We start from the raw sequence: 22,714 nt of genomic DNA, 5'->3' as shown, positions 1-22,714 counted from the left end.
GGAGCCCTCCAGGCTATGCGCTGCCCGTGTCGACCCGCAAGCGCGAGGAGGCCCCGCATCCGGCGGGATGCGGGGCCTCTCGACGAGGTGGGCGCGGGGCCCGACCTCAGGATGCGGCGATCAGGCGTCGGCGCGCACGCGGCGGACGACGAGCGCCGTGCCGGCCATGGCGAGCAGCGCACCGAGCACGAGGATCGACGAGACGTCGAAGCCCGTCCTGGGCAGCGTCGGAGCGCTCGACTGCGGCGGCGTCACGGGCGGCGTCACCTGGGTCGGCGGCTGCACGGGCGGCGGCGCGATCGAGCAGAGCCCGGCGTCGGCAGCCGGCACGTCGACCGTGAAGGTGCGCGTGACGAGGTCGGCGGAGACGCCGGGCAGGCCGGCCTCGAAGGCTGCACCCTCCTCGGCCGTGGCGACGAACGTCGCCGTGCCGCCGGCGGCGGGCACGTCGGTGACGGTCCACGAGGCGCGCTCGGTCTCGCCGGTCGTCGCGGTGCCGGGTGCGTCGCACGTCGGCGGCGTCACGACGATGCCCGCGGACGCGATGCCGGCGACGGGGGTGTCGCACGGCTCGTTCGTGACGGTGACCGACCACGTGCGCGGCTCGGTCGTGCCGTCGCTCCACACGTACCCGGCGTTCAGGGTCGTCGTGACGACGACCGTGCCTGCGCCGTCGACGACGCCGCTGCGGTCGATCGTCGTGACGTACGCGTCGGTGTCCTGCGGCGCGGTCACGCCGTAGTCGGGGCCGCAGACGTCCTGGCCGCTCGCGGCGGCGGGGATGTCGACCGTGGTCGTGCAGGGCTCGCTCGTCGCGTCGAAGCGGAAGGTCCGCACCCCGGTGGTGCCGTCGTCCCAGACGTAGCCGCGCTGCAGCGTGCCGGTGACGACGATCTCGCCCGAGCCGCCGACGAGGTCGGAGGTGTCGGTCGAGAAGCGGTAGCCCTCGCCGTCGGCGGGGACGGTGAGCTGGTACTCGGGGCCGCAGACGTCCTGGAACGTGGGCACGGCCGTCACGGTCGTGGGCGGCGCGGGCTGGCAGGCGACCTGCGTGCCGGACTGCTCGAAGTCGAACTGGTCGCCGTCGCCCTGGTCGATCGTGACGCTCCAGTCGTGGTCGAACGACTGCGACCACGTGAGGGTGCGCTCGAACGCCTGGCCGAAGTCCTCGTCGACGACGGTCTCGCCGTCGATGACGACCGTCACGTGGTTGGCGGCGCTGCCCGAATAGGACGTCGCCGACACGGCGAGGGTGCCGCACGACGCCTGCGCGGCCGGCGTGTGCGCCTGGGCCGGCTGTGCGGACATGGTCACGAGCAGCGCGCCGAGGAGCGCCGTGAGCAGCATCATGGCCGCGAGCGCGAGCGCCCGGGGCCGATGGGACAGGGAGTGGTTCAGCACTGAGTACACCGGATTCGTCGAGATGGTGGGAGGTGGCCCCCACGCGGAACGCAGATCGCGAGGGCCGTCGAGAAGGCTAGGAAGCCCGTCCACCCAGGGCGAACGAGACGTCGCGGATGGGGTACCGGACTGCTGAGACCGTCGCTATCGCCGGTCGGATCCTGCGGATTCCATGGGGTACGACGTCCCCCAGGTGCGTGGATCGCTCGCGGCGCCCTCCGCGCCCTCCGCGCCGTTCGCGCCCTTCGCGCCCTCCGCGCACGACGACGCCCCGCGACCCACCGAGGCGGGTGCGGGGCGTCGTGACGCTCGAGGTCAGTGGAAGAAGTGCCGCTCCCCCGTCAGGTACATGGTGACGCCGGCCGCCTCGGCGGCCGCGACGACCTCGTCGTCGCGCTTCGAGCCGCCGGGCTGCACGATGGCGCGCACGCCCGCGTCGATGAGGATCTGCGGGCCGTCGGCGAACGGGAAGAACGCATCCGATGCCGCGACGGAGCCGCGCGCGCGATCGCCGGCGCGCGAGACGGCGAGCACGCACGAGTCGACGCGGTTCACCTGCCCCATGCCGACGCCCACCGAGGCACGGTCGGCGGCGAGCAGGATGGCGTTCGACTTCACGGCGCGCACCGCACGCCACGCGAACTCGAGGTCGGCGAGCGTGGCGTCGTCCACGTGCGACCCCGTGACGCGTCGCCACGTGTGGCTCGAGAAGCCGTCGAACGTGTCGGGCTGCTGCACGAGCAGGCCGCCGGAGACCTGTCGCAGCTCGCTGCCCTCGCGCGCGAATCCCTCCGGGAGTCGCAGGAGGCGGATCGACGGCTTGCGCGAGAGGATCTCGATCGCCTCGGGCGCGAAGCCCGGTGCGACGACGACCTCGGTGAAGATCCCGGCGACGGTCGCGGCCATCGCGGCGGTCACCGTGCGGTTCGCGGCGATGACGCCGCCGAACGCCGACACCGGGTCGCACGCGTGCGCGCGCTCGTGCGCGGACGCGATCGGGTCGGCGGCACCCGCTGCCGCGAGCGCGACGCCGCACGGCTGGGCGTGCTTCACGACGGCGACGGCCGGGCCGTCGTGGTCGTAGGCGGCCCGCAGCGCTGCGTCGGCGTCGACGTAGTTGTTGAACGACATCTCCTTGCCGTGCAGCAGCGTCGCCTGCGCGATGCCGCGGCCCGAGGGCAGCGTGAAGAGGCCGGCCTGCTGGTGCGCGTTCTCGCCGTACCGCAGCGGGCTCGCGAGCGTCGCGGCGCCGATCGCCGCGAGCAGGCCGCTCGCGCCGTCGGTGCGGGCGGGCCTTGCGGGGGTGCTCGCGTCGACAGCGGGCGCGGCGACGGGCTCCTCGACCGATCCCGTCGCGAACCAACGGGCGACGGCCGTGTCGTACGACGCCGTGTGCGCGAAGGCGTCGGCGGCGAGCGCGCGCCGCTGCGCGAGCGACAGTCCGGCGGGCAGCGCGCGGGCGACGAGGTCGTACGCGCGCGGGTCGGTCACGATGGCGACGTTCGCGAAGTTCTTCGCGCTCGCGCGCACCATCGCGGGGCCGCCGATGTCGATCTGCTCGACGACGGCGTCGCCCGTCGCGCCCGAGCGCACGGTGTCGACGAACGGGTAGAGGTTCACGACGACGAGCTCGAACGGCGCGATGCCGAGGTCGGCGAGCTGCTGCTCGTGGTGCTCGAGGCGGAGGTCGGCGAGCAGCCCGGCGTGGATGGCGGGGTGCAGCGTCTTCACGCGGCCGTCGAGCGCCTCCTGGAAGCCCGTGACGGCCGCCACCTCGGTGACGGGCACGCCGGATGCGGCGATGCCCTTCGCGGTCGAGCCCGTCGAGACGATCTCGACGCCCGCCTCGTGCAGCGCCGCGGCGAGCTCGAGGATGCCGGTCTTGTCGCTCACCGACAGCAGCGCGCGCCGGATGGGCACCACGTCCCGCGCTCGGTACAGGCTCTCGTCGTGGGTCGGACCGCTCACTCGGTCTCCTCGTTCCAGTTCGTGACGACGTCGGCGAGGAGGTCTCGCTCCACGACCTTGATGCGGTCGTGGAGGCTCGCCTCGTCGTCGTCGGGGTGGATGGGCACGCGCACCTGCGCGAGGACGGGACCGGTGTCGACGCCGGCGTCGACCACGATGACGGATGCGCCCGACTGCGTGGCGCCGGCGGCGATCGCGTCGCGCACCGCATGGGCGCCGGGGAACTCGGGCAGGTAGGCCGGGTGGGTGTTCACGAGGTTCGGGCTCAGGCGATCGACGGCCTCGGCCGACAGCAGCCGCATGAAGCCGGAGAGCACTGTGAGCTGCGGCTCGTGCTCGAGCACGCGCGCGACGAGGCGGTCGCTCCAGTCGGCGCGCGGATGCGCGAAGGGCTCGACGAACGTCGCGATGCCCGCGGCCTTCGCGAGCTCGATGCCGCCGCACTCCTGGTCGGCGCCGACGGCGACGATCGTCGCGGGGACGCGACCGTCGCGCGTGCGCTCGAGGAGGTCGGCGAGGTTGCTGCCGCCGCCGGACACGAGGACGACCAGACGCAGCACGATCGTCAGCCTAGCGGCGGCCGGGCGCGTCGTCGGCGGCGTCGTCGCTCCGGTCCACGTCGCGGTCGGCATCCGTGGTCGACGGTGCGTCCTCGCCGATGGGATCGACGGGTGCCGTCTCCTGCGCATCCCGCTCGAGTGGCGCGACGGGTGCGGTCTCCTGCGCATCCCGGTCGGCTGGCGAGACGGATGCCGTCTCCTGCGCATCCCGCTCGATCGGGTCGACGGGAGCGGTCTCCTGGGCATCCGCGTCGAGCGGCACGACGGGCGTCGCCGCCTCGCGCTCGTCGGCGAGCGTCGGCACGCGCCCGGTCGCCTGCTCGCCCCGCGCGCGTGCGGCGGCGGCGAGCGCGGCGACGTCGAGCGACGCGTCGTCGACCACGTCGCCGTCCTCGTCCTCGTCCCGGCCGTCACGGTCGTCGTCGAGCGCGTCCGCCTCCCGGGGCCCGGCGAGCAGGCCGACCGCGAGACCGACGGCGGCGATGCCGGCGCCGATCGCGCCCATGAGCCACCACGTCGGCCCCGCCTCGTCGAGCCTGCCGGGGCCGATGCCGCCCGAGGCGATGGCCGCGAGACCCGCGAGCACGAGGCCCGCGACGATGCCGCCGCCGAGCGCGACCGCGACCGACTCCCACCACCGGCGCAGCGTCGCACGCTGCCGCACCACGGCGCCGACGGCGATCGCGGCGACGAGCGGGGCGACGACGATCACGAGCGACCACGGCTGCACGCCCGGCACGACGGCGCCGAGCAGCGGCAGCGTCGGCACGGGGCCGAGGTCGGTGCCGAGCGGCGACACGCTCGAGCCCGCGCCGATCGCGAAGCCCGGGCCGAGCATCCACGCCGTCGACCAGACGATCGCCGTCGGCAGCAGCGCGAGCTGCACGAGCCACACCACGACGACGCCGAGGTGATCGGGCTGCAGCGCCTCGAACAGCAGGATGACGTCGGCCTGGCGCGCGATGAGCGTCACGGCGAGCAGCACCGCGCCGAGGCCGACGAAGGCCGTCGCCGCCGCGAGTCCGGCCCGCAGCGAGGCGGCGACGAGCGGCACGGCGCCGCGGTCGATCGCCATCCACGACGCCGCGGAGCCCACGACGTCGCGGGACTCCCAGAGCGCGCCGATCGCGAGCCCGACGAGCATGCACAGCGCCGGCCCGACGGCGGCGTGCACGACGTTCGGCGCGGCCGCGGGGTGCTGGGCGGACAGCGCGAGCCCCGCTCCCACCGCGGCGGTCGCGAGCACGCCGCCCACGAGGCCCCACGCGGGTGCGGGCGTGCGGGCGAGACGCATGCCGCTGCGCGCCGCGAGGAGGACGGTGAGGAGGCCGATGCCCCACGCCCCGATGCCGACGACGAAGGGCGCGGATGCCGCGTCGGTGCCCACCGCCGCGACCGCGGCGTCGCCGAGCGTGATGCCGAGGTCGGCGCCGTGGCCGAGGAGCCACACGTCGACCGCGACGCGCCACGGCACGGCGCCGTCGCCCGCGAGGCCGCCGACCGCGAAGGCCACGAACGCGGGCACGAGCGTCGTCAGCAGCGTCGCGAGCGCGATGCTCGCCGACTCGACTGCCTGCAGCAGGAAGGACGAGAGGCGACGCACGCGGCGAGCCTAGTGGCGCTCGCAGGCGCGATCCGGCCGCCTCACCGCCGACGCCGGACGGCGCCCGCGATAGGTTGGGATGCGGGCAGGCGCCGCTCCTGGGCGCGCCCCCACCGACGACGACGAGGGACGACGCATCCATGGCGACGATCATCTACACCCACACCGACGAGGCGCCGATGCTCGCGACGCACTCGCTGCTGCCGATCGTGCAGGCGTTCGCGAACGCCGCCGACGTCGCGGTCGAGACGCGCGACATCTCGCTGTCCGGCCGCATCGTCGCGGCCTTCTCCGACCGCCTGCCCGCCGAGCAGCGTCAGGCCGACGCGCTCGCCGAGCTCGGCGACCTCGCGAAGACCGCCGAGGCGAACATCATCAAGCTGCCGAACATCTCGGCATCCGTGCCGCAGCTGAAGTCGGCGATCGCCGAGCTGCGCGCGCAGGGCGTCGACCTGCCCGACTACCCCGAGGAGCCGTCGACCGACGACGAGCGCGAGGTGCGCGCCCGGTACGACGCCATCAAGGGCTCGGCCGTGAACCCCGTGCTCCGCGAGGGCAACTCCGACCGCCGTGCGCCCCAGTCGGTCAAGCAGTACGCGCGCAAGCACCCGCACTCGATGGGCCGCTGGTCGGCCGACTCGCGCACGCGCGTCGCGACGATGGGCGTCGACGACTTCCGCGCCAACGAGCGCTCCGTCATCGTCCCGGAGGCCACCGACCTGCGCATCCGCCACGTCGCCGCCGACGGCACCGAGACGGTCCTCAAGGACCGCGTGCCCGTGCTCGCCGGCGAGATCGTCGACGCGACCGTGCTGCGCGTCGCCGCGCTCGACCGCTTCCTCGCCGACCAGGTGCAGGCCGCGAAGGACGAGGGCGTGCTGTTCTCGGTGCACCTCAAGGCCACGATGATGAAGGTCTCCGACCCGATCATCTTCGGCCGCGTCGTGCGCGCCTTCTTCCCCGCGCTGTTCCAGCGCCACGGCGCAGCCCTCGAGGCCGCGGGCCTCACGCCCGACGACGGCCTCGGCGCGATCGTCGCCGGCCTCGACGCGCTCGAGCCCTCGGTCGCCGACGGCGTGCGCGCCGCGATCGAGGAGGGCCTGCAGCAGGGCCCGCGCCTCGCGATGGTGAACTCCGACAAGGGCATCACGAACCTCCACGTGCCCTCCGACGTCATCGTCGACGCGTCGATGCCCGCGATGATCCGCTCGGCCGGCCACATGTGGGGCCCCGACGGCGAGGAGGCCGACACGCTCGCGGTCATCCCCGACTCGTCGTACGCCGGCATCTACCAGGCCGTGATCGACGACTGCAAGGCGAACGGCGCCTACGACCCCACGACCATGGGCTCGGTGCCGAACGTCGGCCTCATGGCCCAGAAGGCCGAGGAGTACGGCAGCCACGACAAGACGTTCACGATGGCCGCCGACGGCCGCGTCGAGGTCGTCGACGGCTCGGGCGAGGTGCTGCTGTCGCACGAGGTCTCGGCCGGCGACGTCTGGCGCGCCTGCCAGACGAAGGACGTGCCGATCCGCGACTGGGTGCGCCTCGCCGTGCAGCGGGCCCGCCTGTCGGACACCCCCGCGGTGTTCTGGCTCGACGAGACGCGTGCCCACGACGCGAACATCATCGCCGTCGTGCAGGACGAGCTGCCGAAGCACGACACGTCGGGTCTCGACATCCAGATCATGGCGCCCGCCGAGGCGACGACGCACGCGATCGGCCGCATCCGTCAGGGCCTCGACACCATCTCGGTGACGGGCAACGTGCTCCGCGACTACAACACCGACCTCTTCCCCATCCTCGAGCTCGGCACGAGCGCGAAGATGCTGTCGGTCGTGCCGCTCCTCGCGGGCGGCGGCCTCTTCGAGACCGGCGCCGGCGGCTCCGCCCCGAAGCACGTGCAGCAGCTGGCCGACGAGAACCACCTGCGGTGGGACTCGCTGGGCGAGTTCATGGCGCTCGCCGAGTCGTTCCGCCACCTCGCGCTCGTCACGGGCAACGAGCGTGCCGGCGTGTTGGGCGAGACGCTCGACCGCGCGACGGCGACGTTCCTCGACGAGAACCGCTCGCCCTCGCGGCGCGTGGGCGAGATCGACAACCGCGGCAGCCACTTCTGGCTCGCGCGCTACTGGGCCGACGAGCTCGCGGCGCAGACGGAGGACGCGGCGCTCGCCGAGCGCTTCGGCCCCGTGGCCGCGCAGCTCGCCGAGCAGACCGACGCGATCGAGGCCGAGCTGCTCGCGGCGCAGGGCTCGCCCGTCGACCTCGGCGGCTACTTCCGGCCCGACCCTGCGAAGGCCGAGGCGGCCATGCGCCCCTCCGCCTCGCTGAACGCGATCGTCGACGCGCTGCGCTGACGCCTGCCTCACCGAAGGGCCCCGGCCTCGGCCGGGGCCCTTCGTCGTCCGCACGCGGACGGCGCGTTCGGGTGACGGCCAGGCGACCATGACACCCTGGATGCTCCCTCGCGACAGAAGGTCCTCCCATGGCTCGACTCCTCCCCGCCGTCGTGGCGCTCCTCGCGACCGCCGCGCTCACCGGCTGCGTCGTCCTGCCGCAGGCGCCGCCGCCGCCCGTGACGCCCCCGCAGCCGGCGCCGACGCAGCCGTCGCCCGCGCAGCCGTCGCCCGCGCAGCCGTCCGCCACGCCCGGCCAGCCCGCGCCGTCGTCGGGCGAGTCCTCCGCCGAGGTCGACGGCTCGACGGTCACGGCGACGGCCGAGGGCATCACGTGGACGCTCGAGCTGCTCGCGCTCGAGCCCGCCCCGCTGGACGCGCTCGTCGCCTACGGCGAGGACGAGGGCACGCCCGCGCCCCCGGCGCCCGAGGGCATGGAGGTCGGGTGGGCGTGCTTCCGCGCGACGCTCGTCGCCGCGCCCGAGGACTACGCCTACGTGCTCGACGTCGCCGAGTTCACGGTGCCCGGCGGCGAGGACGGCTGGGACTACGAGGTCGCGGAGCTCGACGAGGACCTGTACGCGGCGGGCGGCTCGGTCGGCGAGGTCATCGAGCGCACGTGTCCCGTGATGCTCGTGCCGGACGGCTTCGACTACGCCGCCGTCACCGTCCTCGTCGAGAACGGCGACGCCGACCCGCTCGAGGCGGTCGTCCCGGCCCCCTGACCGACGCCCGGCCCGACGGCCTGCCCGCCCGCCGGCCCGGCCGCCGCATCCACGCCCCAGCGGCCCGCCAGCCGCGCATTCCCGTCGACGTCCCGCTCACGCGTGATCCCGGCGGCGCGGGGCCCGGTGCTCGCCTCGCCGGATGATCGCGAGCAGGTCCTGCTCGACGACGGGCCAGTCGTCGAGGATCTGCCGGTAGGTGAGCCGAACGACGACGAACCCCAGCGCCGTGAGCGCGCGGTCACGCGCCCGATCGGCCTCGTGCGCCTGCCAGACCCCGTGGTGCTCTGCGCCGTCGCACTCGACCACGAGCCGCTCACCGACGAGCAGGTCGACGCGGCGCGTGCCGATCCAGACCTGGGCGCGGACCGTCACGCCGAGCGCGCGCAGCCGCAGCCGCACGATGCTCTCGAGCCCGGACTCCGCGTCGTCGAGCCGGTCGAGCAGCGTGCGGACGCGCTGCGGCGCGGGTGTGGACCACCGCTCGAGCTGGTCCCGCGTCGCGAGCCGGTGATGCAGCAGAGCGTCGCCCACCACGACGACGTCCTCGGCGGAACCGCAGCGGAGCACGCAACGGAACGCGACGTCGACGTCGTCCACCGCGGCGACCACGGGGGGCGAGATGCCGTACGGGCGGCACCACGAACGCCGAGACGGGCCCCGGTGATGCGTCGCACGTCGCCGATGCTCCCCATCGAGAGACGGGGGCACCCAGGCGCCACGCATCCGCAGAGCGCTCGCGCACGAGAGGCAGCCGCCGTCGCGCACCGCGGCGACCACGGCCTCGTCCGCGTCGGGGCGCGCGAACCAGCCGACGCGCAACGGCACGAGGCGCCCGTGCCGCGCGGCGACGTCTCGCTCGTGCTTGGACCACCCGAGCGCCGCGAGCTGCGCAGTCGAGAGGACGCCGAGGCGGAGGAGCAGTGGATCCAGCATCGTCGGAGCCTCGTCGACACGGCCGAAGGCCGTCGCGACATCCCGCGGATCCGGGGAGGCGCCGCCGCATCCACGCCTGTGCGGGACGCCGGACGCGCATTCCACCCGACGCACCGCTCACGCGTGGATGCGGCGGTCACGAGCCGGCCGCGACCCGGCCCTGAGCGTGGATCCGGCGGCGAGCCCGCCGGAGGCGCCGCCGGACCCCGCAGGCGTCAGCCGCGCAGCGCCGCCTCCACGTCGGCCACGAGGTCGGCCGCGTCCTCGATGCCGACCGAGAGGCGCACGAGGTTCGTCGGCACGGCGAGCTCGGTGCCCTTCACCGACGCGTGCGTCATCTCCGACGGGTAGCAGACGAGGCTCTCGACCCCGCCGAGCGACTCGGCGAGCTGGAAGAGCTCGGTGCGCTGCACGACCTGCAGCGCCGCCTCGGCACCGCCGCGGACCTGGAACGACACCATGCCGCCGAAGCCGGACATCTGGCGCGCGGCGATCTCGTGCCCGGGATGCGTCGGCAGGCCCGGGTAGTGCACGGCCTCGAGGGCGGGGTGTCCCACGAGCGCCTCGGCGATGGCCTGCGCGTTCGACGAGTGGCGCTCCATGCGCACCGCGAGCGTCTTCAGCGACCGCGTCGTGAGCCACGCGTCGAAGGGCGAGTTCACCGCACCGACGGCGAACTGCACGAAGTGCACGCGCTCGGCGAGCTCCTCGTCGGCCGTGACGACGGCCCCGCCGAGCAGGTCGGAGTGCCCGCCGACGTACTTCGTCGTCGAGTGCACGACGACGTCGGCCCCGAGCGACAGCGGCTGCTGCAGGAACGGCGACGCGAACGTGTTGTCGGCGACGACGACGGCACCGGCCGCGTGCCCGAGCTCGGCGAGCGCCGCGAGGTCGGTGATCTTCATGAGCGGGTTCGACGGCGTCTCGACCCACAGCACCTTCGTCGTCGGCCGCATGGCGGCGCGCACGGCGTCGAGGTCGGTGAAGTCGGTCGTCGACAGCTCGACGCCCCACGGCACCCACATGCGGTCGACGAGGCGATGGGTGCCGCCGTAGACGTCGTTCGACATGAGGATGTGGTCGCCGGGTCGCAGGATGGCGCGCAGCAGCGAGTCCTCGGCGGCGAGGCCCGAACCGAACGCGTACGCGTGCGTGCCGCCCTCGAGGCTCGCGAGCTGCTCCTGCAGCTGGTCGCGCGACGGGTTGCCGCCGCGGGCGTACTCGTAGCCGTCGCGGAAGCCGCCCACCTCGGTCTGCACGAACGTCGACGTGAGGAAGACCGGCGGCACCACGGCGCCCGTGCGCGGGTCGAACGGCTGGCCGTCGTGGATGGCCCTGGTGGAGAAGCCGGACATCATGCCTCCTTGGCGAGGAACGCGAGCAGATCCTGACGGGTGACGACGCCGAGCGGCTTGCCCTCGCCGAGCACGAGCAGCGCGTCGGCGGAGGCGAGGGCCGTGCGCAGCGCCTCGACCGAGTCGGTCGCGCCGATCTGGGGCAGCGCCGGCTGCACGTGGCTGCCGACGCGGTCTGCGAGCGCGGCCTTCCCCGTGAACACGGCGTCGAGCAGCGAGCGCTCGTCGAGCGCGCCGACGACCTCGCCGATCACGACGGGCGGCTCGGCGGTGAGCACGGGCATCTGCGAGACGCCGTACTCCTCCATGATCGCGATGGCGTCGTGCACCGTGTCGCTCGGGTGCGCGTGCACGAGGTCGGGCGTGCCGCCGCCCTTGCCGCCGAGCACGTCCCCTACCGTCGCGCCCGGCTCGGCCTCCGAGAAGCCGTAGGACCGCATCCACGTGTCCGAGAAGACCTTCTGCATGTAGCCGCGGCCGGAGTCGGGCAGCAGCACGACCATGACGGCGTCCTCGGGCAGGTCGCGCGCGGCGCGCAGCGCGACGGCGACGGCCATGCCGGACGAGCCGCCCACGAGCAGCCCCTCCTCGCGGGCGAGGCGACGCGTCATGGCGAACGACTCGGCGTCGTCGACGGCGATGATCTCGTCGACGACCGACGGGTCGTACGCGGAGGGCATGAAGTCCTCCCCCACGCCCTCGACGAGGTACGGCCGGCCCGTGCCGCCCGAGTAGATGGAGCCCTCGGGGTCGGCGCCGACGATGCGTACGCGCCCCTGCGACACCTCCTTGAGGTAGCGACCGGTGCCGCTGATGGTGCCGCCGGTGCCGACGCCGGCGACGAAGTGCGTCAGCCGTCCCTCGGTGTCGCGCCAGATCTCGGGACCGGTCGTCTCGTAGTGCGACTGCGGGCCGGCGGGGTTCGAGTACTGGTCGGGCTTGAAGGCGCCGGGGATCTCGCGGGCGAGCCGGTCGGAGACGCCGTAGTACGACTCGGGGCTGTCGGGGGCGACGGACGTGGGGGTGACAACGACCTCGGCGCCGTAGGCGCGCAGCACGGCGCGCTTGTCCTCGGAGACCTTGTCGGGGCAGACGAAGACGCAGCGGTAGCCGCGCTGCTGGGCGACCATCGCGAGCGCGACGCCCGTGTTGCCGCTCGTCGGCTCGACGATCGTGCCGCCGGGCTTGAGGAGCCCGTCGCGTTCGGCGGCCTCGATCATCCGCTGGGCGATGCGGTCCTTGCTCGAGCCGCCCGGGTTCACGTACTCGACCTTCACGAGCACCGTCGCGCGGATGCCCTCCGTGACGTGGTTGAGCCGCACGAGCGGCGTGTCCCCGATCGTGTCGAGGATGGTCTCTGCGAAGCGCATCGCTCCCCTTCCGTACCGATCCACGCTATCCCAGCGCCGAGCCGCATGACGAAGGCGGGCGGCCCCCTCGAGAGGGTGCCGCCCGCCGTTCGCTCAGGGGTGGACTACTGCTGCGTGAGCGGCTCGAGGTCCGGGTTGTCGGCGTACGCCTCGGCGGCGTTCTCCTGGGTGACGATCACCGGGTCGAGCAGGTTCGAGGGAACCTCCACGGCGCCGTTGTCGGCCTCGCCGGTCGTGGTGACCTCCTCGCCAGCCTGCAGCTGCGAGACCATGTCGATGGTCGCGGCCACGAGCGCGCGGGTGTCCTTGTAGATCGTCGAGTACTGCTCGCCGGCGACGATCGACTCGACCGAGGCGACCTCGGAGTCCTGGCCGGTGACGACCGGGACGGGGAAGCCGGCACCCGTGGCCGACGCGATGATCGCGCGGGCCAGGTTGTCGTTCGGCGACAGCACGCCGTGGAGCTCGACGCCCTGGTACGACGACGTGATGATCGTGTCCATGCGGTTCTGAGCGTTCTCGGCAGCCCAGTCCTCGGTCGCCGTCTGCTGCACGGTGGTCTGACCCGACACGACGTTGAGGGTGCCGTCGTCGATCGCCGGCTGCAGGACGCTCATCGCGCCGTCGAAGAAGACGGCCGAGTTCGAGTCGTCCGACGAGCCCGAGAAGAGCTCGACGTTCCACGGCGACTCGCCGGGGAAGTTCGCCTCGAGGCCCTCGAGCAGCGACTCCGCCTGCAGGACGCCGACGTTGAAGTTGTCGAACGCGACGTAGTAGTCGACGAGGTCCGAGTTCTGGATGAGGCGGTCGTAGGCGATGACCGTGATGTCGGCGGCGTCGGCCGCCTCGAGCTGCGTGGCGAGCTGGTTCGTGTCGGCGGCGCCGATCACGATGACCTCGACGCCGGCGTCGATCATCTGCTGGACCTGCTGCTGCTGGTCGCCCACGGCGTTCGACGAGCCGGCGTACTGCACGTCACCCGTGAAGCCCGCCTCCTCGAGGCCGTTCTCGAACAGGTCGCCCGCGAGCACCCAGTTCTCGGAGGTGCGGTCGGGCAGTGCGACGCCGATGGACGCGTCGGCCGCGAAGCCGGCAGCGTCGTCGCCGCCGCCCTCTGCACCGGGCTCGGTGCGGCCGCAGCCGGAGAGCGCGACGGTGACGGCAGCGATGCCGGCCAGCGCCACGATGGCGGTCTTCTTCATGGGTTCTCCTTGGGTGATGTGGTGCGTCAGGGAAGGTCGGAGGTGCGGTCGCGGCGGAGGCCGCGGAGCATGAGGCCGATGAACGAGAAGCGGCCCTGCTGCTTGTTGATGACGTCGATCGCCACGGCGATGAGGAGCACGAGGCCCTTGATGACCGGGATCCAGTCGGAGCCGACGCCGATGGCGAAGAGGCCGTTCGTCAGCACGGCCATGACGAGGCCACCGATGATGGAGCCCGCGACGGTGCCGATGCCGCCCGCGACGGCGGCGCCGCCGATGAACACGGCCGCGATGGCGTCGAGCTCCCAGCCGCCGCCGTCCGCGGGGCCGGAGGCCTGGGCGCGGGCGATCCACAGCATGCCGGCGATCGACGCGAGGACGGACATGTTCGCCATGACGAAGAAGTCGACCCAGCGCGAGCGGACGCCCGAGAGCTCGGCGGCACGGCGGTTGCCACCCACGGCGTAGACGTGGCGGCCGAGCGACGTGTTGCGCGTCACGAAGGCGTAGGCGAGCGCGATGAGGACGAAGAGGATGCCCGCGTTCGGGAAGCTCGTGCCCTCGCGGCCGCTCGCGAACAGCAGCGCGGCGACGACGATGACGACGGCGACGAGCGCGAGGCGCGTGATGGCGACCCACATCGGCGGGACGGGCGCGCCGAGGCGGATGCGCTTGGCGCGGCCGCGCAGCTCGAGCACGACGACCGCGACGACCGCGAGCGCGCCGAGCAGCAGCGTCATGTTGTTGTAGCCCGTGTACGGCCCGACCTCGGGGAGGTAGCCGGCGAGCAGGTTGACGAAGTCGCGCTCGACGGGGATGCCGCGCGACTGGCCGACGATCTGGTTGAGGCCGCGGAACATGAGCATGCCCGCGAGCGTCACGATGAACGCGGGGACGCCGATGAACGCGACCCAGAAGCCCTGCCAGGCGCCCACGAGCGCGCCGAGGCCGAGGCCGATGAGGATCGTCAGGTACCAGGGCAGTCCCCAGTCGTTCATCGCGATGGCCACGACGACGCCGACGAAGGCGGCGACCGATCCGACCGAGAGGTCGATGTGCCCCGCGATGATCACCATCACCATGCCGACGGCGAGGATCAGGATGTAGGACTGCGACTGGATGATGTTGATGAGGTTGTTCGACGAGAGCGTCGTCCCCTCCGTCGCGATCTGGAAGGCGATCACGATCACCACGAGGGCGCCGAGGATGCCGAACTCCTTCAGCGAGCCCCGCTTGCCGAGGAGCATGCTGAGGTCTCCGAGCCGGAATCGGCTGGACTGCTGCGTCGCGTCACTCACGCGTCGTCACCCTTCGTCGGCGCCATCCGGCGCATGAGCGTCTCCTGGTCGGCGTCCGCAGCACGGATCTCGCCCGTGATGCGCCCCTCGAAGATCGTGTAGATGCGGTCGGCGAGCCCGAGCAGCTCGGGCAGCTCGCTGGAGATGAGGATGACGCCCTTGCCTGCATCCGCCAGCTCGCGCACGATCTGGTAGATCTCGGTCTTCGCGCCGACGTCGATGCCGCGCGTGGGCTCGTCGAGGATCAGCAGGTCGGGGTCGGTGAACATCCACTTCGCCAGCACGACCTTCTGCTGGTTGCCGCCGGAGAGCGTGTCGACGCCCATCTCGACCGTCGGCGCCTTGATGCGCAGCTGCTGCCGGTAGGCCTCGGCGATCGAGGTCTCCTCGAGGCTGTCGACGACGCCGCCGTGCGCGATCTTGCCGAGCTTCGCCGACACGATCGAGCGCTTGATGGTGTCGAGGAGGTTGAGCCCGAGCGCCTTGCGGTCCTCGCTCACGTACGCGATGCCGTGGGAGATCGCCTCGGAGACGGAGCGCAGCTGGATCTCCTGGCCGTCCTTCAGCACCGTGCCGCCGAGCCACGTGCCGTACTGACGGCCGAAGATGCTCATCGCGAGCTCGGTGCGGCCGGCGCCCATGAGCCCGGCGAAGCCGACGACCTCGCCGCGACGGACCGTGAACGACGACTGCTTGGCGACGAGGCGCTCGGCGGTCAGCGGGTGCTGGACCGTCCAGTCGCGGACCTCGAAGAACACCTCGCCCGCCTGCCCGGCGCGGTCCGGGAAGCGGTTGCCGAGCGTGCGCCCGACCATGCCGCGGATGATGCGGTCCTCGTCGACGGCGCCGTCGCGGATGTCGAGGGTCTCGATGGCCTTGCCGTCGCGGATGATCGTGATGGCGTCGGAGACGGCCTCGATCTCGTTGAGCTTGTGGCTGATCATGATCGACGTGACGCCCTTGGAGCGCAGGCCGACGAGCAGGTCGAGCAGGTGGCGCGAGTCGCCCTCGTTGAGGGCTGCGGTGGGCTCGTCGAGGATGAGGAGCCGGACGTCCTTCTCGAGGGCCTTGGCGATCTCGACGAGCTGCTGCTTGCCGACGCCGATGTTCTTCACCTGCGTGTCGGGATCCTCGTCGAGGCCGACGCGTGCCAGCAGCTCGCGGGAGCGTGCACGGACCGTGTCCCAGTCGATGCCGAGGAAGCCGCGCGGCTCGTTGCCGAGGAAGATGTTCTCGGCGATCGAGAGCTCGGGGATGAGCGCGAGCTCCTGGTGGATGATGACGATGCCGGCACGCTCGGAGTCGTTGATGCGGCCGAAGGCCACCGGCTCGCCCTGGTAGACGATCTCGCCGTCGAACGAGCCGTGCGGGTAGACGCCCGACAGCACCTTCATGAGCGTCGACTTGCCCGCGCCGTTCTCGCCGCAGATCGCGTGGATCGTGCCCTTCGCGACCTCGAGGGTCACGTCGTCGAGCGCGCGCACCCCGGGGAACTCCTTGGTGATGTGGCGCATCGACAGGATGATCGGCCTCGCCTGCTCCACGCTCGCTCCCTCGCTGGTCCAGCACCGATGGCGGACCTCGGGACACGATACGAGCGCGGCCGCCTTGTCGTCAAGTCCTGAACGCAGTGGCCGCCAACCGTGTCGTCACATGAACGCGGTGACGCGGGCGCCGTCGCGGGCCAGCACGAGGGCGCCGAGCACCTCGGCGCGCTCGCCGAGCGACGACGCGACGATCTCGGTCGACTCCGCCAGCGCATGGATCGCGAAGCGGCGGAAGCCGTCGCGCACGGGGTCGAGCAGCAGGTCGCCGACCGCGACGAGCGGCCCGCCGACGACGATGACGGACGGTGCGAGGAGGTTCGCAGCGTTCGCGGTCGCGCGGCCGATGGCGGCGCCCGCGTCCTCGATGACGCGCCGCGTCACGGGGTCGCCGCCGAGCGCCCCCTCGACGATGTCGGCCGTCGTCACGGGCCTCCGCAGCGCCGCCGAGAGCTCCTGCGTCATGATGCGCACCGACGCGAGGGTCTCGAGGCAGCCGCGGTTGCCGCACACGCACAGCGGCCCCTGGGGGTCGACCTGCACGTGGCCGAGCTCGCCGGCGATGCCGATGCTGCCGCGGTGCAGGCGGCCGCCGAGCACGAGCCCCGTGCCGATGCCGGTGCCGACCTTGACGAACATGAGGTCGTCGACGCCGCGGTAGGCGCCTGCCGTGCGCTCGGCGATCGCGCCGAGATCCGCGTCGTTCGCGACCTCGACGGGCAGGCCGAGGGCCTCCGCGACGCGATCCTGCGACACCCCGACCCACTCGGGCAGGATCGTGTGCCCCGCGATCGTGCCCGTGCGCATGTCGATGGGCCCGGGCACGCCCACGCACGTGCCGGCGATCCGGCCGCGGTCGAGCCCGACCTCCTCGAGCAGCTCGTCGAGCCGCGTCGCCGCGACCGCGAGGCTCTCGGAGGCGTGATGGCCGGCCGGCAGCGCCACGGAGTCCTCGGCGAGCGGCTGGAGGTCGGTGCGCGCGATGGCGATGCGCACGTGGCGCCTGCCGAAGTCGACGCCGACGACCGTCGGCCCGTCCTGCGCCTCGAGGGTCACGAGCGTCGCGCGCCTCCCGCCGTGCACGGTGGGCGAGGTCGACACGGATCCGCGCTCGCGCAGGTCCTTCACGATGTTCGACACCGTGGCGTTCGCGAGCCCCGTGCGATCGGCCAGCTCGGACTGCGTCGCCGGCCCGTCGCGGAGGACGTCGGCGACGCGAGCCTCGTTCGCGGCTCGGAGCGCCCCCTGGGAGCCGGGGCGTCGCCTGGTCATGACTCGATGGTGTCGAGCGCACGCCTTGTTGTCAAGAAATGAACGCAATCTCAGGCGTTGGCGCGCTGCTCCGAATGCAATGCGGCGTAGGCGCCACCCTGTGCGAGCAGCTCGTCGTGCGTGCCTCGCTCTACGATGCGACCGTGGTCGAGCACGACGATGACGTCGGCGTCGCGGATCGTCGAGAGCCGGTGCGCGATCGCGACGACCGTGCGTCCGCGGGCGGCGGCGTCGAGCGCGTGCTGCACGATGCGCTCCGACACGGTGTCGAGCGCGCTCGTCGCCTCGTCGAGGATGAGCACCGCGGGATCCTTCAGCAGCACGCGCGCGATCGCGAGGCGCTGCTGCTCGCCGCCCGAGAGGCGGTAGCCGCGCTCCCCCACCACGGTGTCGAAGCCGAGCGGGAACGACTCGATCGTCTCGAGGATGTTGGCGCCGCGCGCCGCCTCCACGAGCTCGTCGTGCGTCGCCTCCGGCTTGGCGTAGCGGAGGTTCTCGGCGATCGTCGCGTGGAAGAGGTACGCGTCCTGGCTCACGATGCCGATGGCGTCGGTGAGCGACGACTGGTCGAGGTCGCGCACGTCGACGCCGGCGAAGCGCACGACGCCGCCCGTGGCCTCGTAGAGCCGCGGCACGAGGTAGCCGATGGTCGTCTTGCCCGCGCCCGAGGCGCCCACGAACGCGACGAACGTGCCCGGCTCGACCTCGAACGAGACGTGGTCGAGCGTGGGCGGCTCCGACTCCTGCGCGTCGGGGTAGCGGAACACGACGTCCTCGAAGGCGATGGCGCCCAGTCGGTCGGCGGGCACGGTCACCGCGTCCGGCCGGTCGACGATCTGCGGGCGGAGGTCGAGGTACTCGAAGATGCGCGCGAAGAGCGCGCCGGAGGTCTGGAGGTCGAGCGCGACGCGCAGCAGGCCCATGAGCGGCATGAGCAGGCGGGCCTGCACGGTCGTGAACGCCACGAGCGTGCCCGCCGTCACGTCCTGCGCGCCGCCCGTGATCAGGAAGGCGGCGATGACGTAGACCACGGCCGGCAGCACCGAGATGAAGATCGACACGACGGCGAAGAACGTCTGCCCCGACATCTGCTGCCGCACCTGCAGGTCGATCTGCGTCGCGTTCTCGTCGGCGTAGCGACGCGACTCGTCGCCCTGCCTGCCGAACGCCTTCGCGAGCAGGATGCCCGAGACCGACAGCGACTCCTGCGTGATCGCGGTCATCTCCGACAGCGACTCCTGCGTCTTCGTCGCGATGCGCGCGCGGATCTGCCCGACGCGACGCTGGGCGATGATGAGGATCGGCGTGAGCAGGATCGCGACGATCGTGAGCTGCCACGACAGGATGAGCATCGTCACGAGGCTCGAGATGACGGTGACGGTGTTGCCGACGACCGACGAGACCGTGTTCGACAGCACGTTGGCGACGCCGCCGACGTCGTTCTGCAGGCGCGACTGGATGACGCCGGTCTTCGTGCGTGTGAAGAACGCGAGCTCCATGCGCTGCAGGTGGTCGAAGAGCCGCGTGCGCAGCGCCCCCATGACGCGGTTGCCCACGCGAGCGGTCAGGAACGCCTGCCAGATGCCCAGCAGGCTCGAGAGCACCCAGAGCGCCACCATGGTGCCCACGAGCATCCACAGCAGCGACATGTCGACGCCGCCGGTCTCGGGGAAGAGGGCGCGGTCGAACACCTGCTGCGTCAGCAGCGGCGGGAAGACGCCGATCGCGGCGACGATGAGCACGAGCACGATCGTGAGCGCGATCTGCGGCTTGTGGGGCCGGAAGAGGTCGAGGATGCGGCCGAGCAGGTTCGGGATCTCGGGTGCGTCGGCGTTGGCCGCCCGCTGCGCCGCCTCGTCGCGGCCGGAGACCCGAGCCGCGCCTCGGTGGCCGCCCCCGCCGCCGCCCGGGCCGCCCATCATGCTCATGGGATCACGCTACGCCCGCTCCCGGCGCGCGAGCGCCGCGTCCGCCGACGGCGCACGGCCGCCGGCGCGCTCGTGGGTCGGCAGGATGTGCGCGTGCCCGTCGCGGCAGGGGGGCATGCGGCCTCGCCTGCGCGCTCCCGTGCACATTCCGCCGAGCGCTCAGCCGCCCTCGCGCTCGGCGCGCCGCTGCCGCATCTGCGCGAGCGGCCGCGACAGACGGTGGTTGCCGCGCAGCGCGCCCTCGTGCCGCTCGAGGAACGCCCAGTACGCGTCGGTCATCGCCGAGTCGCGTGCCGCGCGATCCGACGACCACCACCGCCCCATGCGCTGCAGGTACGCGCCGCCCGAGACGTACGGCTTCGTGCCGACGAGGCCGCCGTCGGCGTACTGGCTCATGCCCATGACGTTCGGCACCATGACCCACTCGTACGCGTCGACGAAGAGCGACAGGAACCAGCGGTTGACGGAGGCCGGCGCGTAGCCCTGCATGAGCATCCAGCTGCCGAGCACCATGAGGCGCTCGATGTGATGCGCGTACGCGAGGGCGTGCACGCGCTGCAGCACGACGCGCACGGGCTCGGGCAGCGTGAGCGGCACGTCGTCGAGCGTGTACCACCAGTCCTCGAGCTCGCGCGTGAGCTCGAGCGCGTTGGCGTGCTCGAGCTCGGGATGCGCGCGGTACATGCCGCGCATGTGCTCGCGCCAGCCGACGATCTGCCGCACGAACCCCTCGAGGGATGCGAGCGGCACCTCGTCGCCGCGCTCGAGCGCGGCGTCGACCACCTCGCCGGGCGTCAGGAGCCCGACGTTGAGCATCGGCGTCAGCACCGAGTGGAACAGCACGGGCTCGTCGCGGTGCATCGCATCCTCGAACCTGCCGAAGCTCGGGAGCCGCTCCTCGACGAACCGCTGCAGCCAGTGCAGGGCGCTGCGGCGCGTCACCGGCAGCCACAGGTCGCGCGCATCGCCCGGATGGCCCGGGAAGCGGACGCGGACCTCGTCGATCGTCGCGCGCGTGAGGTCGTCCCGACGCGGATCGGGCAGCGGAGGCACGTCGATGCCGCCGCGCGGCAGCGGCTCGCGGTTGTCGTGGTCGAAGTTCCAGCGACCGCCGACGGGGTCGGTGCCGTCCATGAGGATGCCGGTGCGCTGCCGCTGCCACCGATAGAAGTCCTCCATGCGCGACTGCGGATGCTCGGCGTACCACGCGTCGACCTCGGCCTCCGGGGTCAGGAAGGCGACGTCGGCCACGGGATCCGCCACGATGCCGAGCCGTTCGCAGAGCCGGCCGAGGCGGTCGTCGGTGCCGCGATCGGCGGCGCGCATCCACGACAGCTCCGTGACGCCGTGCCTGCGCACGAGCGTCTCGACCCCCTCCGCGAAGCCGAGGTCCTCGTCGACCGCGATGGTCGCGACGGCGACGCCGCGCGACTCGAGGTCGCGCACGTGATGCCGCATGGCGGCGAGCAGGAACGCGATCTTGATCTGGTGGTACGGCAGCCGCTCGAAGAGCGCCGCCGACTCGACGACGAGCACGAGGTCGGTCCGCGGGTCGTCGACGGCCGGGTGGCGCGCCAGCAGCTGCGTGCCGAGCACGAGCGCGGCCCTCATCCTCGATCGCCCGTCATGCCTCGATCCTGTCGTGCGCCCAGCACCGCCGCGACCGCTTGCGCGCTCGTCGATCGGGCGCCCGCTCCCGGCGGCTCGCGCCGCGACGCGCACGAGCGCGCCACGGACGACGGGCGGTCAGGTGACGCGACCCCGCTCGGTCGAGTACCCGTGATGCGCGCCGATCCCGACGATCGTGCGCAGCCGATCGAGGCCCGTCCAGACGTCCTCGAACGACGTCGTGAGCGCGGCGAGGCCGATGCGCAGCCGGTCGGGCGTGCGGAAGTCCGGCACGACGCCCGCGTCGATCCACGCCTGGCACGCCTGCCACGCCTCGGGATGCTCGAGCACGACGTGCGCGCCGCGCAGCGCGTCGTCGCGGGGGCTCGCGACGCGGAACCCAAGGGGCTCGAGCCACGCGTCGGCGAGCGCGACGACGTACGCGCCGAGCGCGGAGCCCTTCTCGCGCAGCGCCTGGACGCCTGCGGCCTCGATCGTGCGCACGCCCTCGCGCACGGCGACGATGCCGCGCACGTCCGGCGTGCCGGCGGCGATGCGGTCGATGCCGGCGACCGGGTCGAAGCCGGGCGCCATCGCGAACTGGTCGGTCTGCGCGAACCAGCCCTGGATGGGCGAGCGCATGGTCGGCAGGAGGTCGGCACGGACGTAGGAGAACGCCGGAGCGCCGGGGCCCGCGTTGAGGTACTTGTACGTGCAGCCGACCGCGAGGTCGGCGCCGGAGGCGGCGAGCGGCACCTCGACGGCGCCGGCCGAATGGCACAGGTCCCACAGCACGAGCGCGCCGACGTCGTGCGCGAGCGCCGTCAGCCCTGCGAGGTCGAGCAGCGCGCCCGACCGGTAGTGCACCTGGCTGAGGCAGACGAGCGCGACCGTGTCGTCGAGCAGGGGCACCAGGTGCTCGTCGCGCACGCCGTCGTCGATCGGCGCGTCGATGCGGACGAGCTCCATGCCGTGGTCGCGCGCGACGCCGTCGAGCACGTAGAGGTCGGTCGGGAAGGCGTCGGCCTCCACGAGGATGCGCGTGCGTCCCGGCCGCGCACGCACTGCGGCCACGGCGAGGCGGTACAGGCTCACGGTCGTCGAGTCGCCCACGTGCACCTGGCCGGCGTCGACGCCGAGCACGACGCGACCGAGCAGGTCTGCGGTCGAGCGCGCCTCCTCGAGCCACGCGGGCCACGAGCGGATGAGGCCGGCGCCCCACTGCTCGCGCACGACGTGGGCGAGCGCGTCCGGCGTCGCACGCGGCAGGCGTCCGAGCGAGTTCCCGTCGAGGTACACGACGTCGTCGTGGTGCACGAAGCGGTCGCGGTGGGCGGCGAGCGGGTCGGCGGCGTCGAGGGCGCGCGCGTGCTCGAGCGTGAGGTCCATGTCCACGATCCTGCCCCCTCGCGACCCCTCACCCCCACCCCGCTCCCGACCAGTCACCCCCACCCCGCTCCCGACCAGTCACCCCCACCCCGCTCCCTGAGGTGCGAGCGCAGCGAGCCTCGAAGGGCCTCGCGAGTCGATGCCCACCGCTGCGGC

16 protein-coding genes are annotated in these 22,714 nt (G+C 72.9%); 2 read left to right on the top strand and 14 right to left on the bottom strand.

The features are described 5' to 3' along the window. Positions 1-120 precede the first annotated feature (120 nt). From ABD249_RS08905 to ABD249_RS08890, 4 genes are all read right to left on the bottom strand, one after another. Entirely contained in the window at positions 121-1,401 is a 1,281-nt protein-coding gene (locus tag ABD249_RS08905) for an LPXTG cell wall anchor domain-containing protein (protein ID WP_344342733.1), read from the bottom strand. Positions 1,402-1,716: 315 nt separating this feature from the next. Continuing rightward, positions 1,717-3,369, bottom strand: a complete 1,653-nt coding sequence (gene purH, locus ABD249_RS08900; protein WP_344342732.1) for a bifunctional phosphoribosylaminoimidazolecarboxamide formyltransferase/IMP cyclohydrolase — start codon at positions 3,367-3,369, stop codon at positions 1,717-1,719. Then, a complete protein-coding gene (gene purN, locus ABD249_RS08895; protein ID WP_344342731.1) occupies positions 3,366-3,929 on the bottom strand; it encodes a phosphoribosylglycinamide formyltransferase in 564 nt (187 codons plus the stop codon). Before purN ends, purH begins: the two co-directional genes overlap by 4 nt. Positions 3,930-3,939: 10 nt before the next feature. Then, on the bottom strand, positions 3,940-5,532 hold the full coding sequence (locus ABD249_RS08890; protein WP_344342729.1) for a cell division protein PerM: 1,593 nt from the start codon (positions 5,530-5,532) through the stop codon (positions 3,940-3,942). Between the two features lie 140 nt (positions 5,533-5,672). Between ABD249_RS08890 and ABD249_RS08885 the strand changes: the two genes are divergently transcribed. After that, positions 5,673-7,892: an NADP-dependent isocitrate dehydrogenase gene (locus tag ABD249_RS08885; RefSeq protein WP_344342728.1), complete on the top strand. Its 2,220-nt coding sequence runs from the start codon at positions 5,673-5,675 to the stop codon at positions 7,890-7,892. Positions 7,893-8,020: 128 nt separating this feature from the next. After that, on the top strand, positions 8,021-8,656 hold the full coding sequence (locus ABD249_RS08880) for a hypothetical protein (protein WP_344342726.1): 636 nt from the start codon (positions 8,021-8,023) through the stop codon (positions 8,654-8,656). Between the two features lie 96 nt (positions 8,657-8,752). Here the strand turns inward: ABD249_RS08880 and ABD249_RS08875 are convergent, their stop codons facing one another. The 10 genes from ABD249_RS08875 to ABD249_RS08830 form a co-directional block, all read right to left on the bottom strand. Next, on the bottom strand, positions 8,753-9,193 hold the full coding sequence (locus ABD249_RS08875) for an endonuclease domain-containing protein (RefSeq protein ID WP_344342725.1): 441 nt from the start codon (positions 9,191-9,193) through the stop codon (positions 8,753-8,755). A 614-nt stretch (positions 9,194-9,807) separates the two neighbouring features. After that, positions 9,808-10,950 carry a cystathionine gamma-synthase gene (locus ABD249_RS08870; protein ID WP_425546310.1) on the bottom strand — a complete coding sequence of 381 codons (1,143 nt, stop codon included), beginning with the start codon at positions 10,948-10,950 and terminating at the stop codon, positions 9,808-9,810. Continuing rightward, entirely contained in the window at positions 10,947-12,317 is a 1,371-nt protein-coding gene (locus ABD249_RS08865) for a cystathionine beta-synthase (RefSeq protein WP_344342722.1), read from the bottom strand. The genes ABD249_RS08870 and ABD249_RS08865 overlap by 4 nt, the downstream gene beginning before the upstream one ends. Before the next feature lie 104 nt (positions 12,318-12,421). Further along, positions 12,422-13,519, bottom strand: coding sequence for a substrate-binding domain-containing protein (locus tag ABD249_RS08860; protein WP_344342721.1), 1,098 nt, complete (start codon positions 13,517-13,519; stop codon positions 12,422-12,424). Between the two features lie 26 nt (positions 13,520-13,545). After that, positions 13,546-14,766 carry a multiple monosaccharide ABC transporter permease gene (mmsB, locus tag ABD249_RS08855; RefSeq protein ID WP_344343912.1) on the bottom strand — a complete coding sequence of 407 codons (1,221 nt, stop codon included), beginning with the start codon at positions 14,764-14,766 and terminating at the stop codon, positions 13,546-13,548. A gap of 47 nt (positions 14,767-14,813) precedes the next feature. Continuing rightward, the gene (gene mmsA, locus ABD249_RS08850) at positions 14,814-16,331 is read right to left on the bottom strand and encodes a multiple monosaccharide ABC transporter ATP-binding protein (RefSeq protein WP_344342719.1); all 1,518 of its coding nucleotides are present in this window, start codon (positions 16,329-16,331) and stop codon (positions 14,814-14,816) included. Between the two features lie 135 nt (positions 16,332-16,466). After that, positions 16,467-17,633: an ROK family transcriptional regulator gene (locus tag ABD249_RS08845; protein WP_344342718.1), complete on the bottom strand. Its 1,167-nt coding sequence runs from the start codon at positions 17,631-17,633 to the stop codon at positions 16,467-16,469. Positions 17,634-17,683: 50 nt separating this feature from the next. Further along, positions 17,684-19,561: an ABC transporter ATP-binding protein gene (locus ABD249_RS08840; protein ID WP_425546309.1), complete on the bottom strand. Its 1,878-nt coding sequence runs from the start codon at positions 19,559-19,561 to the stop codon at positions 17,684-17,686. A 159-nt stretch (positions 19,562-19,720) separates the two neighbouring features. Beyond that, a complete protein-coding gene (locus tag ABD249_RS08835; protein ID WP_344342716.1) occupies positions 19,721-21,172 on the bottom strand; it encodes a cryptochrome/photolyase family protein in 1,452 nt (483 codons plus the stop codon). A 135-nt stretch (positions 21,173-21,307) separates the two neighbouring features. Beyond that, the gene (locus ABD249_RS08830; protein ID WP_344342715.1) at positions 21,308-22,558 is read right to left on the bottom strand and encodes a kynureninase; all 1,251 of its coding nucleotides are present in this window, start codon (positions 22,556-22,558) and stop codon (positions 21,308-21,310) included. Positions 22,559-22,714 lie beyond the last annotated feature (156 nt).

Origin of the sequence: Agrococcus versicolor, assembly GCF_039531815.1 — a bacterium.
GTDB lineage: Bacteria > Actinomycetota > Actinomycetes > Actinomycetales > Microbacteriaceae > Agrococcus > Agrococcus versicolor.
This window is presented reverse-complemented; position numbering and strand designations above follow the sequence as displayed.